General features: G+C 71.1%; 8 protein-coding genes and 2 pseudogenes. 9 read left to right on the forward strand and 1 reads right to left on the reverse strand.

Annotated features, from left to right (window positions below):
- Positions 1 to 25: 25 nt before the first annotated feature.
- Positions 26 to 799, reverse strand: coding sequence for an IclR family transcriptional regulator (locus tag K7G59_RS20775; RefSeq protein ID WP_225836357.1), 774 nt, complete (start codon positions 797 to 799; stop codon positions 26 to 28).
- Between the two features lie 191 nt (positions 800 to 990).
- Here K7G59_RS20775 and K7G59_RS20780 point away from each other — a divergent pair, with 191 nt between their 5' ends.
- The 9 genes and pseudogenes from K7G59_RS20780 to K7G59_RS35395 form a co-directional block, all read left to right on the forward strand.
- On the forward strand, positions 991 to 2520 hold the full coding sequence (locus K7G59_RS20780) for an aldehyde dehydrogenase (NADP(+)) (RefSeq protein WP_225836358.1): 1530 nt from the start codon (positions 991 to 993) through the stop codon (positions 2518 to 2520).
- A 29-nt stretch (positions 2521 to 2549) separates the two neighbouring features.
- Positions 2550 to 3158 carry a DUF1349 domain-containing protein gene (locus tag K7G59_RS20785; protein WP_225836359.1) on the forward strand — a complete coding sequence of 203 codons (609 nt, stop codon included), beginning with the start codon at positions 2550 to 2552 and terminating at the stop codon, positions 3156 to 3158.
- Positions 3159 to 3242: 84 nt separating this feature from the next.
- Positions 3243 to 3758, forward strand: coding sequence for a GNAT family N-acetyltransferase (locus tag K7G59_RS20790; protein WP_225836360.1), 516 nt, complete (start codon positions 3243 to 3245; stop codon positions 3756 to 3758).
- A gap of 66 nt (positions 3759 to 3824) precedes the next feature.
- Positions 3825 to 4541: a DsbA family oxidoreductase gene (locus K7G59_RS20795; protein ID WP_225836362.1), complete on the forward strand. Its 717-nt coding sequence runs from the start codon at positions 3825 to 3827 to the stop codon at positions 4539 to 4541.
- Between the two features lie 114 nt (positions 4542 to 4655).
- Positions 4656 to 5717 carry an aminotransferase class V-fold PLP-dependent enzyme gene (locus tag K7G59_RS20800; RefSeq protein WP_225836364.1) on the forward strand — a complete coding sequence of 354 codons (1062 nt, stop codon included), beginning with the start codon at positions 4656 to 4658 and terminating at the stop codon, positions 5715 to 5717.
- A gap of 570 nt (positions 5718 to 6287) precedes the next feature.
- A complete protein-coding gene (locus K7G59_RS35085) occupies positions 6288 to 7349 on the forward strand; it encodes a LuxR C-terminal-related transcriptional regulator (RefSeq protein WP_225836366.1) in 1062 nt (353 codons plus the stop codon).
- Between the two features lie 2066 nt (positions 7350 to 9415).
- Positions 9416 to 11119 carry a fatty acyl-AMP ligase gene (locus K7G59_RS20810; protein WP_225836367.1) on the forward strand — a complete coding sequence of 568 codons (1704 nt, stop codon included), beginning with the start codon at positions 9416 to 9418 and terminating at the stop codon, positions 11117 to 11119.
- Positions 11120 to 11252: 133 nt separating this feature from the next.
- Positions 11253 to 14159 (forward strand): annotated as a pseudogene (locus K7G59_RS35390) (beta-ketoacyl synthase N-terminal-like domain-containing protein); the annotation flags it as partial.
- A 165-nt stretch (positions 14160 to 14324) separates the two neighbouring features.
- A pseudogene (locus tag K7G59_RS35395) lies at positions 14325 to 14612 on the forward strand (hypothetical protein); the annotation flags it as partial.
- Positions 14613 to 14679 lie beyond the last annotated feature (67 nt).

A 14679-nucleotide genomic window follows, 5' to 3' on the forward strand; every position in this document is an offset into this window, starting at 1 on the left:
GACGCCCGGTTTTCTCATCGGGAGTTCACAGACGCCGGGTCGCCAGGGTCAGCCGGTCGCGGGCGTCGAACAGCGCGTCCTTGATCGTCTGTTCGTGGGCGGGGGTCAGCCGGGCCACCGGTACGGAGCAGCTGATCGCGTCGCGCGCCGGGGTGCGGTAGGGGATGGCGACGCCGAAGCAGCGCAGGCCCAGCGTGTTCTCCTCCCGGTCCACCGCGAAGCCGTGCTCGCGGACCTGGTGCAGTTCCTCGATGAGCTTCTCCCGGTCGGTGACGGTGTGCCCGGTGAGGGCGGGCAGGGTCTCCGGCAGCAGCCTGCGCACCTGCTCGTCGGTGTACGTGGCGAGGATCGCCTTGCCCAGGGAGGTGGAGTGCGCGGGCAGCCGGCGGCCCACCCGGGCGAAGGGGCGCAGGTAGTGCTGCGACTGGCGGGTGGCGAGGTGGACGACGTTCGTCCCGTCCAGGCGGGCCAGATGGATGGTCTCGGTCGTGTCGTCGGAGAGCCGGTCCAGGGTCGGCCGGGCCACGGCCACGACCTCGTCGCCGTCGATGTACGACGTGCCCACGAGCAGCGCCCGCACCCCGATGCCGTACCGCGTGCCCGTGGCGTCCGTCTCCACCCAGCCCAGCTCCACGAGCGTGCGCAGCAGCATGTAAAGGCTGGACTTCGGGTATCCCACGGCCTCCTGGACGGCCGCGAGGGAGTGCATCCCGGGCCGGCCCGCGAAGAACTCGAGCAATTCCACCGTGCGTACCGCGGACTTGACCTGCGCCCCGGCCCCTGACTCCCCTGCCGACATCGCCCTTGACCCCTCCGCGACCGGGGCCTGGATATTGAGGACCCGACGTATGTAGTCTCCGAGCAGCATATTCATCATCAGAGACGGCGTTCAGCATATCGAACGCCTCTGATGGCTGACCCCTGTACAGCGATACGAGCGGCAGAAGCGGTGCGGCGATACAGCGGTCGGTCTTACCGGGAGGGACCCGCGTGGCAGCAGCACCAGTCTGGAGTGTCGACCCGCGCACCGGGAAGCAGCGCGAACAGGTTGCGGTGGAGGCCACGGCCCAGGAGGTGGACGAGGCGGTCGACGCGGCGCACGCCGCGCGCGGCGCCCTCGCCGACCGCACGGTCCGGGCCGCTTTCCTGCGCTCGGCCGCCGACGGCCTGGAGGCGGCCCGGGACCAGCTCATCGAGGCCGCCGACGCCGAGACCGCCCTCGGCCCGGTCCGGCTGACCGGCGAACTGGCCCGCACCACCTACCAGCTGAGGGCCTTCGCCGGCATCGTCGACGAGGGCGCCTTCCTCGACGTCGTCATCGACCACCCCGACGACACCGCCACCCCGCCCGTCCCGGACCTGCGCCGCTACAAGGTCCCGCTCGGCGTCGTCGCCGTCTACTCCGCCTCCAACTTCCCCTTCGCCTTCTCCGTCGCGGGCGGCGACACCGCGAGCGCCCTGGCCGCGGGCTGCCCCGTCGTCGTCAAGGCCCACCCCGACCACCCGGCACTGTCCGAGCTGGTCGCCAGGGTGCTGCGCCGGGCCGCGGCCGGACACGGCATCCCCGAGGGCGCCATCGGCCTCGTGCACGGTTTCGAAGCGGGCGTCGAGCTGATCCGGCACCCGAAGATCGCCGCCGCCGGCTTCACCGGTTCCGTACGCGGCGGCCGGGCCCTCTTCGACGCCGCCGCCGCGCGCCCCGTGCCGATCCCCTTCCACGGCGAGCTGGGCTCGCTGAACCCGGTCCTGGTCACCGAGGCCGCTGCGGCCCAGCGCGCGGAGGCCATCGGTGCCGGGCTCGCCGGGTCCATGACCCTCGGCGTCGGCCAGTTCTGCGTGAAGCCCGGCCTGGTGCTGGTGCCGGCCGGGGCCGCGGGTGACGGCCTGGTCAAGGCCCTCACCGACGCCGTCAGCAACACCGAGCCCGGAGTGCTGCTCGACCACCGCATGCGGGACAACTTCCTCGCGGGCGTGGTCGAACGCACCGGACTGCCCGACGTGGAGTCCCCGGTCACTCCCGGCGCGGGCGGCGAGCACACGGTCGGCGCCGGGTTCCTCACGGTGCCGGCGCGCCGGCTGACCGAGGGCGGGGCCTACGACGTGCTCCTGGAGGAATGCTTCGGCCCGGTCACGGTGGTGGCCCGCTACGAGGACGACACCGAGGCCGCCGCCGTCCTGTCCCGCCTGCCCGGCAACCTCACGGCGACCGTGCAGCTGTCGCAGGAGGAGGCCGCAGGCGCGGGCCGGGGCGCGGAGATCCTCGCCGAACTCACCCCGCTCGCCGGCCGCGTGCTCGTCAACGGCTGGCCGACGGGCGTGGCGGTCGCCCCCGCCCAGCACCACGGCGGGCCGTACCCGGCGACCACCTCCACGTCGACGTCCGTGGGCGGTACGGCCATCGAGCGGTGGCTGCGGCCGGTCGCCTACCAGAACACGCCCGAGGCGCTGCTGCCGAAGGAACTTCGCGACGACAACCCCCTCGGTGTTCCACGGCGGTTCGACGGGGTCCTGGAGCGGTGACGCCGACGGCCCGCTGCGACAATCGGACCATGGACATGGAACTCCCCGAACTGCCCTTTGCCCTGCGCACCTACGGGCCTGACGGCCACTGGTCCTACGAGGACGGTGTGCTCACGGGGTGGGCGGGGCCCCGGCAGGACCGGTTCGTGACGCCCACCGGGGAGGCGCTGGAGCCCGCCTCCGACGCCCCCCGGCTGCTGGGCGCGCCCCACGGCGACTTCCAGCTGATCGCCCGGGTCACCGTGGGCTTCCGCTCCGCCTTCGACGCGGGCGTGCTCTACGTCCACGTCGGCGAACGGGCCTGGGCCAAGCTCTGCCTGGAGTACTCCCCGGACCTGCCCACCGTCTGCACGGTGGTCACCCGGGGACACTCCGACGACGCCAACTCCTTCACCGTCGAGGGGAGTTCGGTGTGGCTGCGGGTCAGCCGGACCGGCCGTGCCTTCGCCTTCCACGCCTCCCGGGACGGCGAGCGCTGGTCGTTCGTCCGGCTCTTCACCCTCGGCGACGAGAAGGAGACGGACGCGGCGCTGGTCGGCTTCATGACCCAGTCGCCGCTGGGGGAGGGCTGCGTGGTCACCTACGACCACATGGAGTTCCGGCCCGCCTGGCCGCGGGACCTGAGAGACGGCAGCTGACCCGGGCCGGCGGCTGACCCGGGGACGGCGGCTGAGACCGCCCCCATGCGGAACCGCGGCCGGTGCCGGCTCGTCCTCCCCTGCGTGATCAGTGAACGCGTGACCGGCGCCCTGGTGATCCGCACCGCCCTGCCGGTCGAAGCCGAGGCCATCGCCGATCTGCACGTCCGGGCCCGCTCGACGTACTACCCGGACGGCCTCCCCCCGTCCGAGGTGGACTGGTGCCAGGCCTGGCGAGGCTCCATCGAGCGCCCCGACGCCCACGTCCTGTGCGCCGTCCAGGACGGCCGGATCGTGGGCATCGCGTCCTTCCGTACCCCGGACGGCGCACCCGCGGACAAGGTCAAGCTCTTCCAGTTCCACGTCGACCCCGGCCACTGGCGCGCCGGCATCGGGACGGCGCTGCACGCGGCCTGCGTGGAGCAGTGGCGGGCCGACGGCAGGCGGACGGCCGTACTCGAGGTGCACACGGACAACCGGCGCGCCCAGGCCTTCTACGCCCGCCAGGGCTGGCTCCCCGACCCGGAGAGCCCGCCCGCCGAGGATGCCCACCACCTGTACCTGCACTTTCGCGTGACCCCCGGGAATGAACGCAGCTGATTGAACGTTCACGTACCGGCCCGGGGAGAGCCTCCGCGCCCGTACGACCTGGAGAGAGCCGAAGACATGCGCGTCGAGATCTGGAGCGACATCGCCTGCCCCTGGTGCTACGTGGGCAAGGCCCGCTTCGAGAAGGCGCTGGCTGCCTTCCCGCACCGCGACGAGGTCGAGGTGGTGCACCGCTCCTTCGAGCTGGACCCGGGCCGCGCCAAGGGCGACGTCCAGCCGGTGATCACCATGCTCACCCGCAAGTACGGGATGAGCGAGGCGCAGGCCCGGGCGGGCGAGGACAACCTGGGCGCCCAGGCCGCCGCCGAGGGCCTGGACTACCGCACCCGGGGCCGCGACCACGGCAACACCTTCGACATGCACCGCCTGCTGCACTTCGCGAAGGAGCACGGCAGGCAGGACGAGCTGATCCAGATCCTGTACCGGGCCAACTTCGCCGAGGAGCGCTCCGTATTCACCGAGGGCGACGAGCGCCTGGTGGAGCTGGCCGTCGAGGCCGGCCTGGACGCCGAGGCCGCCCGCACGGTGCTCGCCGACCCGGCCGCCTACGCCGGCGAGGTCCGCGCCGACGAACGCGAGGCCGCCGAGCTCGGCGCCACCGGCGTGCCCTTCTTCGTCCTCGACCGCACGTACGGCGTCTCCGGCGCCCAGCCCGCCGAGGTCTTCACCCGGGCGCTGACCCAGGCGTGGGGCGAGCGCTCCCCGCTGAAGCTGGTCGACCCGGGCGACGCGGAGGCCTGCGGCCCGGACGGGTGCGCCGTTCCTCAGAGCTGAGCGTCAAGGGCCTCGAAGAATCCGCAGCTCGGCGTGGATCTATAAGCAGTGCTTAGCGAAACCCCGTAAAAATTCCCGATGGACTACGACTTCATGGGGCCGCACAGTGGACCCATGGAGACCACGGAGACGTTCGCGGGCCTCGTCCGCGCCGAGTTCACCCCGAAGACCACCTACCTCAACACCGCGAGCAACGGCCTGCTGCCGGCCCGTACCGTCGCGGCCCTGCACGAGGCGGCACTGCTGCGGGCCCACGGCCGGCCGCTGGCCCCGCTGTACGAGGACGTGGAGGCCTGCCGGGCCGCGTACGCCCGGCTCGCCGGCGTCCCCGCCACCCGGGTCGCGGCGGGCGCCTCGGTCGCCGCGCACACCGGCGTGATCGCCGCCTCGCTGCCCGCCGGCGCCGAAGTCCTCACCGTCGAGGACGACTTCACCTCCGTGCTGAACCCCTTCCACGTCCGCGGCGACCTCAACGTCCGCACGGTGCCGCTGGAGCGGGTCGCCGAGTCCGTGCGCCCCGGCACCGCGCTGGTCGCCCTCAGCGCCGCCCAGTCGGCCGACGGGCGGATCGCCGACCTGGCCGCCGTACGAGAGGCCGCCCGCGAGCACGGCGCCCGTACCTACGTCGACTTCTCCCAGAGCGCGGGCTGGCTGCCGATGGACGCGGCCGCCTACGACTTCACCGCCACCGTCTCCTTCAAGTTCCTGGTCGGCCCGCACGGCGCGGCCTTCCTCACGGTCCCTGATGACTTCGGCGGGCTCACCCCCGTGCTCTCGGGCTGGGTCGCGGGCGAGGTGCCGTGGGCCAGCTGCTACGGCCCGGTCGCCGAACTCGCCCGTTCCGCCCGGCGGTTCGACATCACCCACGCCCTGTTCACCTACGCCGGGCTGCGCCGCTCCCTCGAACTGATCGAGGAGATCGGGGTGCCCGTCCTTCACGAGCACGCCGCCGGCCTCGCCGACCGGTTCCGCGCCGGCCTTGCGGGCCTCGGCCACGAACCGGTGCCCGCCCCCGGCTCGGCCGTCGTCTCGGTGCCCGGACTGGGCGGTCGCCAACCGGAGTTGAGCCGTGCCGGCATCGAGGTCTCCGACCGCGCGGGCAATCTGCGCGCGGCCTTCCACCTCTACAACACGTCCGCGGACGTGGACCGCCTGCTCGACGCGCTGTCCGGCTGACGACACCCGGGCCGGAGCCTCCCGTCCCCCACGAGGAGGACCCGGGCCGGGATCAGCGGGAGCCCGGCCCCCGGCGCGCTGTTGAACACGATGACGACGTTGCTGCGCGGGAACGGTGTGATGCCGGCGCCGGACCGTGCCGGGTAAAGCCCATGCCGGTGCGGCGGAACCCCGCGGTCCGTCCGGTCCCGGTCCAGGCCCGGCCTCGGTGTTGAGAACTTCCCAGGGACGGCCGACCCGCCACCCGGCGCCTCAAGCGATTCATTCACCGGGCGGTCCGACTTCGCGGCCTTGCCGGTAGAAGGGGTGATCTTGCCGATTCGCCTGAAAGACAACGCATGATCAGTAACGATGATAAAGCACCGGCGATCCGTCGGACGGGGCCGGTGAAATCCTCCCCCCGGGTGAATCGATCATCGGATTGCAAAGTGGTGCATTTCCGATTGTCGGTGAGGGGCGGGTTGCGGCGAGCGTGGGCCAATTGACTTGACACCTTGAGTACGCTATGGCCTGATGGCGCGTCGGCGGAAGGCCGGTCAGGGCAGCCTGGACGATAACGGGGGCTTGTAAGTGAACGACTCGGACAAAGGGTGGTACTCGGTACTTTCGCCAGTGGCGGTGAAGCTTTACGAATGGTCTTTGAGGCGCGGTGGCATATCCCGCGCGGAGGCGCTCGAGGCAGCGCCCGGGATCGGGGGATCGGTTGCGGATGTCAGCGATGCACTGCGGACTCTGATCGAGCTGAGCCTGCTGCGAAGCTCGCTGTCCGAGCCCGATGTTCTTCTTCCTGTCAGCCCCGAGTCGGCGATCGCGGAAGTCGTCAATCCGATCGAGGTGGACATCAAGGAACGTGAGCAGCAGGTCGGGGGCCTGAAGTCTCAGTTACTGTCCTTAAATTCACTCTATTTCCAAAGTCGACAGGCGAGGAATCGGCGGGAGGCCATTGATGTCATCAGTGATGCCGAAAGCGTTCGGTCGGTTCTGGCGAAGGAAGCACGAGCGTGTTCCGTTGAAGTCTTCAGCGCGCATCCCGGCATTTTCTCCGAGCGTGCGATAGAGCGGTCGCTCCCGCAGGGCCTCGAACTGCTCCGCCGCGGCGTGCGGATGCGTACGCTCTACCAGCATCCCGTTCGGGTCAGCTCGATGATGCGTCACCGGCTGACACAACTCGCGGCGGAGGGCTGCGAGATCCGCACCTGCGAGGAGATTCCGGACCGGATCGTCATCTTCGACCGCGAGGTCGCGTTCATCCCGGACCGCATGGGGTCCGACGGTGCCGTCGCCGTCCGGGAGCCCTCGACGGTCGATTTCCTGTACCGGGGTCTGGAGCAGGCATGGTCCACCGCTGTCCCCTTCGAGGACCGTTCGCCGTCGGGGATCGGTTACGGCGCGGCCCGGAGCGAGATGAAGCGGGCCATCGTCAGGTACCTCGCGGAAGGTGCGAAGGACGAACTGATAGCGCACCGTTTGAGCATCTCGGTACGGACCTGCCGGCGGCACATCGCTGAAGTCATGGAGGAACTGGAAGCGTCCAGTCGGTTCCAGGCCGGGGTGCTCGCGATGCGGGCGGGACTGCTCGACGACGAGGCGGTCAGCGTTTCGGAGACGTCACTGAGGCTCTCTCGGCGGTGATGCCGTGCGCGGACCGGTGTGATTCGTCAGCCGAACCACACCGGTCCCCACGCGATCTGCGGGCGGCCCAGCAGAGCATCGGCCAGGACTCGGACGCCCAGGACCCTGAGCCTGGCTGGACGGAGGCATTGAAGGATGCCGGAAGCCAGTTGCATCAGCGAGGCCGGGTCGAGCTCGGTCAGCAGGCAGCTCGCCGACGGCACGCACTGTTCTGGGGGCCCTTCAGGCGCGCCTTCAGACGGCGACCCTTCAGACGGCGAGCCGACCCCGGTTGTCCGAGCGGCGGCCACAGCGCGCCGAGCAGCGTCTTCGACGCAGCATCCCCACTCCGCGGGCGCCTGGACGCCCGATTTCCGGTCAACCAGCTGTGCTGTGCACCAACTGCCGGGGAGCTGCGTGACGCAGCGGACCACCAGATGCCAATCGCGGGCCGGCGAGGCGAACCCACGAGTGGCGTTCGGCCAGGCAACAGGCGGTGGGAGCTGCTGTCTCTGCGTCACCGTCGAGACTCTGGCCAGAAGGCTCAGGGCGCCGTCCAGCAGCCAGTGGAGCTCGGACGGCCCCGCGGCGCCAACCGAGTTCGCGCGCAGCAGTCCATCGGACGGACAGGACTCGGCAGCCAGCATCCTCAGTCCGCCGAGAACGGCCGAGAGAGCTGAGCCGGCTTCGCTCTGTCCCCAGCCGCGGCTCTCGCGCTCCCCGGACAAGGGGCAAACGACAAGCCTGGTTTCGTAGGGGCCGGTGGGTGAGAGGCGAGATGAGCTGCCGGGCGCCAGCAGGCCGCACCACGGCCGCAGGAGCCCCGACACATCCACGGGCCCGTCAGGTGCTGCCGCTGTCGGGCCGATGCATGCGAGATCAGCCAGGGACCTGATGCCGGTCCACTGTGAACGGCCTGATCCCGTCACCCTCAGGTAGGTGGTCCGACCGCTCGCCCGCTGCACGATCGCCGCGACTCCGGGCCGACCGCCGAGGCCGGACTCGAGGGCCCTGCGGACCGAGACCGCGGGCGCTGGTTCGCGCCGGCCCTTCCGCTCCCGCAGGACCCGCTGCCACATGCGAGAGCGGCGCACGAGTTCTTGGTGGCCGGTCCGGGTTCCAGCAGCGGGACCCAGAACGATGGCGCTGTCCAACACGGTGACCGGAACTGACTGCTGGGCCAATGCTCTCTGTTCCCGTCATTGCTCGTGGCAGGTGATCTACCGCTCGGCAGCGTTGGTCATTCCCCTCCGGTCGAGGCGGGGGAGGTGGCGTCCCGTCCGGCCGAGCTCGTGATCACCGCTCCCGCCGGTGCCGTGGAGCTCAGCACCGTGGCGCGCACCGTGGCGCCCCCCAAGCGCGTGAAGAGATCCAAGCAGGAGCGCGATCACGCGCGTCATGGAGTCTGCCGATCGTGAACGACGACTGTGTCTCAGGGCTCTGTGCGCATCCAGCCTGGCGCAGCCGGCCACTGGGAGAACAGGGCCCGAGGAACGTCATGAACCTGCACGGCACTTTGTCCCCCGTGGTCCTCGCGTGTGTGCCGGGAGCGTCGGCGGCATGCAGCCTTCCGGCGGTCCGGAACACGGCACGGCGTACCGGAGTGTTCGCGAGGGTTGAGCCGGTTGCCGGTTTCGCGATCACGGGCGGCTTGGCGATCAGGTGCGGCCGAGGAGAACCGGCGGGAGTCCTGGGACCTGCGCGCCGGGGCGGAAGGCGGCGGCGACGCGGGGGCGCCGTCCGGCCTTCGGGGCGCCGGTGACCGGGTTGCGCAGGCGGCCGTCGCGTGCGCGCTGCAGCCCCGCGGCCGGACCAAGGCCTGCGCGAACGTGCCGTCCCGGACGTGCTCCTGGAAGCCCGTGCTTGTCCCACCGACCGGGTCGGCACGGGCCCGGGGGGACTTCGTGCCATGCAGCTTCCTGGCGGTCCGTCAATAGCCCGACGGGCTAAGAGAAATGCGATGGTGGGGCCAATAGTGTGGGCGTGCCGAGCGCCGAGTACTGCGCAGCCGAACGGCCTCCTGTGGCCTCGCCGTGGTACGCCCAGCAGCCCGTCCCCAAAATCGCCAGACTAGGTGGGTCTTGCAGATGGTTCGGTCATTGGTGGAAGTGCTGACCTCTCGCGCATCGGACGAGCCCGACCGGATCGCCTACCGGTACTTGACCACCGGTGAATGTGACGGTTCCGTGGACACGCTGACGTACGGTCAGCTCGACGGGCGTGCCAAGGCCATCGCCTCATGGCTTCAGCGGCGCGGACTGGCCGGCTCCCGGGCACTGCTCCTGTATCCGCCGGGCCTGGACTTCATATGCGGCTACATGGGTTGCCTGGCGGCGGGCGTCATAGCCGTTCCGGGCGTGCCGCCGCAAGGGCGCTCGCAGAACCACCGCGCCCTGAACCGTATGCAGCGGTTGATCGCCGACGCGAACGTCGAGGTGATTCTCGGCACCCGCCAGATCCTCGACGCCCTGCGCCCGGCCCTGGACGCCCTCACCGGACTCGCCGACATCACCTGCGTGGCTACCGAGGAATTCCATGACGAGGCCGCGGGGGACTGGCGCGAACCCGACATCACCTCGGATTCGGTCGCCTTCCTCCAGTACACCTCGGGTTCGACCTCGGCGCCGCGCGGCGTGGTGGTGACCCACGGGAACCTGCTCGACAACCAACGGGTCATGACGGAACGCATGGGGCACACGCCGGACGCGATCGCGGCGCACGGTGGAGAGCTCTATGTCAGCTGGCTCCCCGTCTACCACGACATGGGGCTGATCGCCCCGGTGCTCAACACGATCCATCTCGGCGCCACCTCCACGCTGTTCTCACCGCTGCACTTCCTGCAGCGGCCCGAGCGCTGGCTGGATGCCATCTCCCGGTACCGGCCGCACACCAGCGGCGGGCCCAATTTCGCCTATGAGCTGTGTCTTCGGGACGCCACCCCTGAGCTCCTCGACCGCCTCGACCTGAGCACCTGGCGCGTGGCATTCAACGGTGCCGAACCGGTCCGCGCCGCGACGCTGCGGCGGTTCTCCGACACGTTCGCGCGTGCCGGGTTCCGGCATGAGGCCTTCTACCCGTGCTACGGGCTTGCCGAGGCGACGCTCATGGTGAGCGGGGGTTCCGTGGACGAGGCGCCGACGGTGTCGGGCAGGCCCGGAGACGCTGCCGAGGTGGTCAGCTGCGGCCGCCCGGGCATGCCGGTGGTGATCGCCGATCCCGACCGGCAGGAGGAGTGTCCCGAGGGCCAGGGCGGGGAGATCTGGGTCTCCGGCGCGAGTGTCGCGCGCGGCTACTGGCGCAACACGCTGAAGACCCGCGAGGTCTTCCAGGCATCGCTGCGCGACGGCAGGAGCGGCTTCCTGCGGACCGGCGACCTGGGATTCATGAGGGACGGCGAGTTGTTCGTCACCGGCCGTGTGAAAGACCTGCTGGTGATCGACGGACGCAACCACTACCCCCAGGACCTGGAGCTGACCGCGGAGATGTCTCACCCGGCCGTGCGTCCGGGCTGCACCGCCGCCTTCTCGGTCGAGGACGGCTCGCTGGGCGAACGACCCGTCATCGTCGCGGAAGCGTCGCCGGATGCCATGCCCGAGATCGGCGAGATCTCGGCGGTCATCCGCAGCACCATCAGCGAGACCCACGACCTGTCGTTGCGGGACGTGGTGTTGATCAAGCCCGGATCCATCCCCAAGACGTCCAGTGGGAAGATCCAGCGCCAGGCCTCCCGGGCTGCCTACCTCGAGGGAACGCTCGCCGTACTCGAGCCGGCGGGCCGCCCCGCCGAGTAGCCACTGACCCGCCGACTGTCCAGGTCGATCGCCGCACGACGGATCGCGCCGCAGACCCCTGAACGAGCCCGCGAGAACGGTTGCCATCATGCTTGAGAACAAGTCGCCCGAGCCGCCTGTCGACCCAGCCGACATGACGTTCTCGCCGGCTCCCGAGGACGCGAGCGGCGCGTCCATCGACAACACACCGGAGGCGGTCCGGGGCTGGCTGACCGAAGCTGTCGCCGACCGTACCGGCGTTGCTCCCACCGAGATCGCGGTCGACCGTCCGATTGCCGAATTCGGCCTGGGGTCACGTGAGTTGGTGGCACTGGTGGGCAGGTTGTCCCTGCGGATCGGCCGAGACCTCGAACCGTCTCTGTTCTACAACCACCCCAGCATCGCCGAGGTCGCCGAGGCGGTGGCCGGCAAGGGCCCGGATCACCCGTCCGCGGGGCCGGCCACGCCGGCTCCGCCCCGAGTGCCGGTGGCCGCTGAGGCGGCGGACGAGATCGCCGTCATCTCGATGGCCTGCCGCTTCCCCGGCGGCGCGGACACCCCCGACCAGCTGTGGCGGCTCCTGGCCTCCGGTGAGGAAGTGATCAGCGACGTCCCGGCCGGCCGCTGGGACGCCCAGTCGCTGTACGACCCGGACCCCGAGGTCTCCGGCAAGGCCTACTCGCTGCGAGGCGGCTTCCTGTCGGACATCGACCGCTTCGACGCCTCGTTCTTCGGCATCTCGCCCCGCGAGGCGGCGGCGATGGACCCCCAGCAGCGCCTCCTGCTGGAGACGTCCTGGGAGACGATCGAGAACGCCGGCATGCTCCCCGGGGCGTTGAACGGCAGCTCCACCGGTGTGTACATCGGCCTGTACCAGAGCGGCTATCTGGCCTCGGCCGGCTTGGAGCAGCTGGACGGGCACGTCGGCACGGGCTCGGCCACCAGTGTCGCTTCCGGACGGATCGCCTACGCCCTCGGCCTGCAGGGTCCGGCCGTGACGGTGGACACCGCCTGCTCCTCCTCCCTGGTGGCGCTGCATCTGGCCGCGCGGGCGCTGGCGAGCCGAGAGTGCGATGTCGCCCTGGCCGGCGGCGTGACACTGATGGTCACTCCGCGCGGCCACGTCGAGTTCAGCAGGCTGCGCGGGCTGTCGCCCTCCGGGCAGTGCAAGCCGTTCTCCAGCGACGCGGACGGCGTGGTGTGGGCCGAGGGCTGCGGGCTGGTGATGCTCAAGCGGCTCAGAGATGCGCACCGGGACGGCGATCGGGTCCTCGCGGTCATCAAGGCCACAGCCATCAACCAGGACGGCCGGAGCCAAGGGCTCAGCGCCCCCAACGGCCTGGCGCAGCAGCGCGTCATCCGAGCCGCCCTGGACGCCGCCGGTCTCGCTCCGCACGACGTGGACTACGTGGAGGCGCACGGCACGGGCACGCTGCTGGGCGACCCGATCGAAGGCGACGCCCTCGGCACCGTCTTCGGCCCGGGCCGGCCGGCCGAACATCCCCTCGGCGTCGGATCCCTCAAGTCGAACGTCGGCCACATGCAGGCCGCGGCCGGAATCGGCGGCGTCATCAAGACCGTGCTGGCACTCCAGCACGAGCTGCTGCCGGCATCCCTGCACGCCGACAACCCGACGGAGCGGGTCGACTGGGCCGGTGCCGGCATGCAGGTGCTGAGCCGGGCGCAAGCCTGGCCCCGCGGCCACCGGGTGCGACGCGCCGGCGTGAGCGCGTTCGGGATCAGCGGCACCAATGCGCACGTGATCCTGGAGGAGGCGCCCGACGTCCCCGTGGCGTCCGAGGCCGAGCCGGCAGCGGTACAGCCCTCCCGCCGGCCGGACGGCGAAGGTTCACAGCTCGTGCTGTTCCCGCTGTCCGCCCGTACCGAGCCGGCACTGCACGCGCAAGCCCGTCGCCTCCTCGACGCCGTCACGGCGGACCCGCGACTTCCCCTGCCCGCCATCGCTGCGACGCTTGCCCACCACCGGACGCACTTCGAGCACCGGGCCGTCATCGCGGCGCGTCATCGCGACGAGCTCGTGAGCGGTCTGCGCGGCCTGGCAGCCGGGGAGCCCGCCACGGAGCTCGTGGCCGGGCCGCACCGGGTGTCGGCACCGGGCAAGCTGGCCTTCGTCTTCCCCGGCCAGGGCGCGCAGTGGGCGGGCATGGCCCGTGACCTGCTGGCCCGCTCCCCGCTGTTCGCGGACGAACTCGACCGCTGCGACGCCGCCCTGAGCGAGCACACCCAGTGGTCTGTGACGGCCGTGCTGCGAGGGGATGCCGACGCGCCGTCCCTGGAGCGGGTCGACGTCGTCCAGCCGGTGTTGTTCGCCGTCATGGTGGCCCTGGCCGCGGTGTGGCGCGCGAACGGTGTGCGGCCGGACGCCGTGGTGGGACACAGTCAGGGCGAGGTCGCCGCGGCCTGCGTCGCCGGGGCGCTCAGCCTCAGCGACGCGGCAGCCGTGGTCGCCCTGCGCAGCCGTGCACTGGCCGGTGTCGTCGGGGCCGGCGGCATGGCCGTCGTGGGCCTGCCCAGCAGCGAGGTCGAGACCCGGCTGCGGGACCAGGACGGGCGGGTGTCGATCGCCGCGGTGAACAGCGGCCGGGCCACCGTGGTGGCCGGGGAGTCGGAAGCCCTGGCCGCCCTGCTGGCCGAGCTGGAGAAGGAGCAGGTGTTCACCCGGGCCCTCGAGGTGGACTACGCATCCCACAGCGCGCAGGTCGAGCCGGTGCGCGAGGCACTCCTGGCGGACCTCGACGGCATCGTCACCTACCCGACGTCGGTCACGTGGTACTCGACGGTCACCGAAGAGCCGGTCCGGCACGAGCTGGAGGCCGACTACTGGTACCGCAACCTGCGCGAGCCCGTCCGGTTCGCGTCGACCGTGGAACGCATGGTGGCCGACGGCTACCGGTACTTCGTCGAACTGAGCCCCCACCCGTCGCTCGTCACCTCGGTGCAGACCATCGGCGAGGACGCCGGCCATGAGCTGACAGTGGTCGGCTCCCTGCGGCGCGACGACGACGCGGTGGCCTGTCTCGATCGGGCCGCGGCCGAACTGCATGCCCACGGGCGGATGATCGACTGGCGGCGCATCGCACCCGCGACGGACGGGGAGCCGGCGCGGCTGCCGACCTATGCGTGGGAACCGCAGCGCTACTGGACCGACCCCGATCCGGCCTCGGGCTCATCCGGCTTCCTGCCCCGTTCCGCGCACCCTCTGCTCGGAATCGAGCTCCGCTCGGTCGACGCCACCCGCTGGACCTTCCGCAACGAGTGGTCCCCGAGCACAGCCGACTGGCTGGTCGACCACACGGTGTTCGGCGAGGTGGTCGTCTCGGGCACGACACTGGCGGAGCTGTGTCGTGCCGCGCTGGAGACGGCCCGCCCCGAGGAGCCGGCTCACCTCACCGACGTGCTGCTTCTCGCCCCGCTGGTGCTGCCGCGCTCCGGCTCCGTCGAGGTTTCCGTGGAGGTCGTCGCCGCGGGCCCGCAGGATCCGCTCGAGGTCGCGGTGTACAGCCGGCCGCGTGGGCAGGAGCTCGCGGGCTGGGTGCAGAACGCCGCTGCGACGGCGAGTG

The organism is Streptomyces sp. NK08204 (genome assembly GCF_020400585.1).
GTDB lineage: Bacteria > Actinomycetota > Actinomycetes > Streptomycetales > Streptomycetaceae > Streptomyces.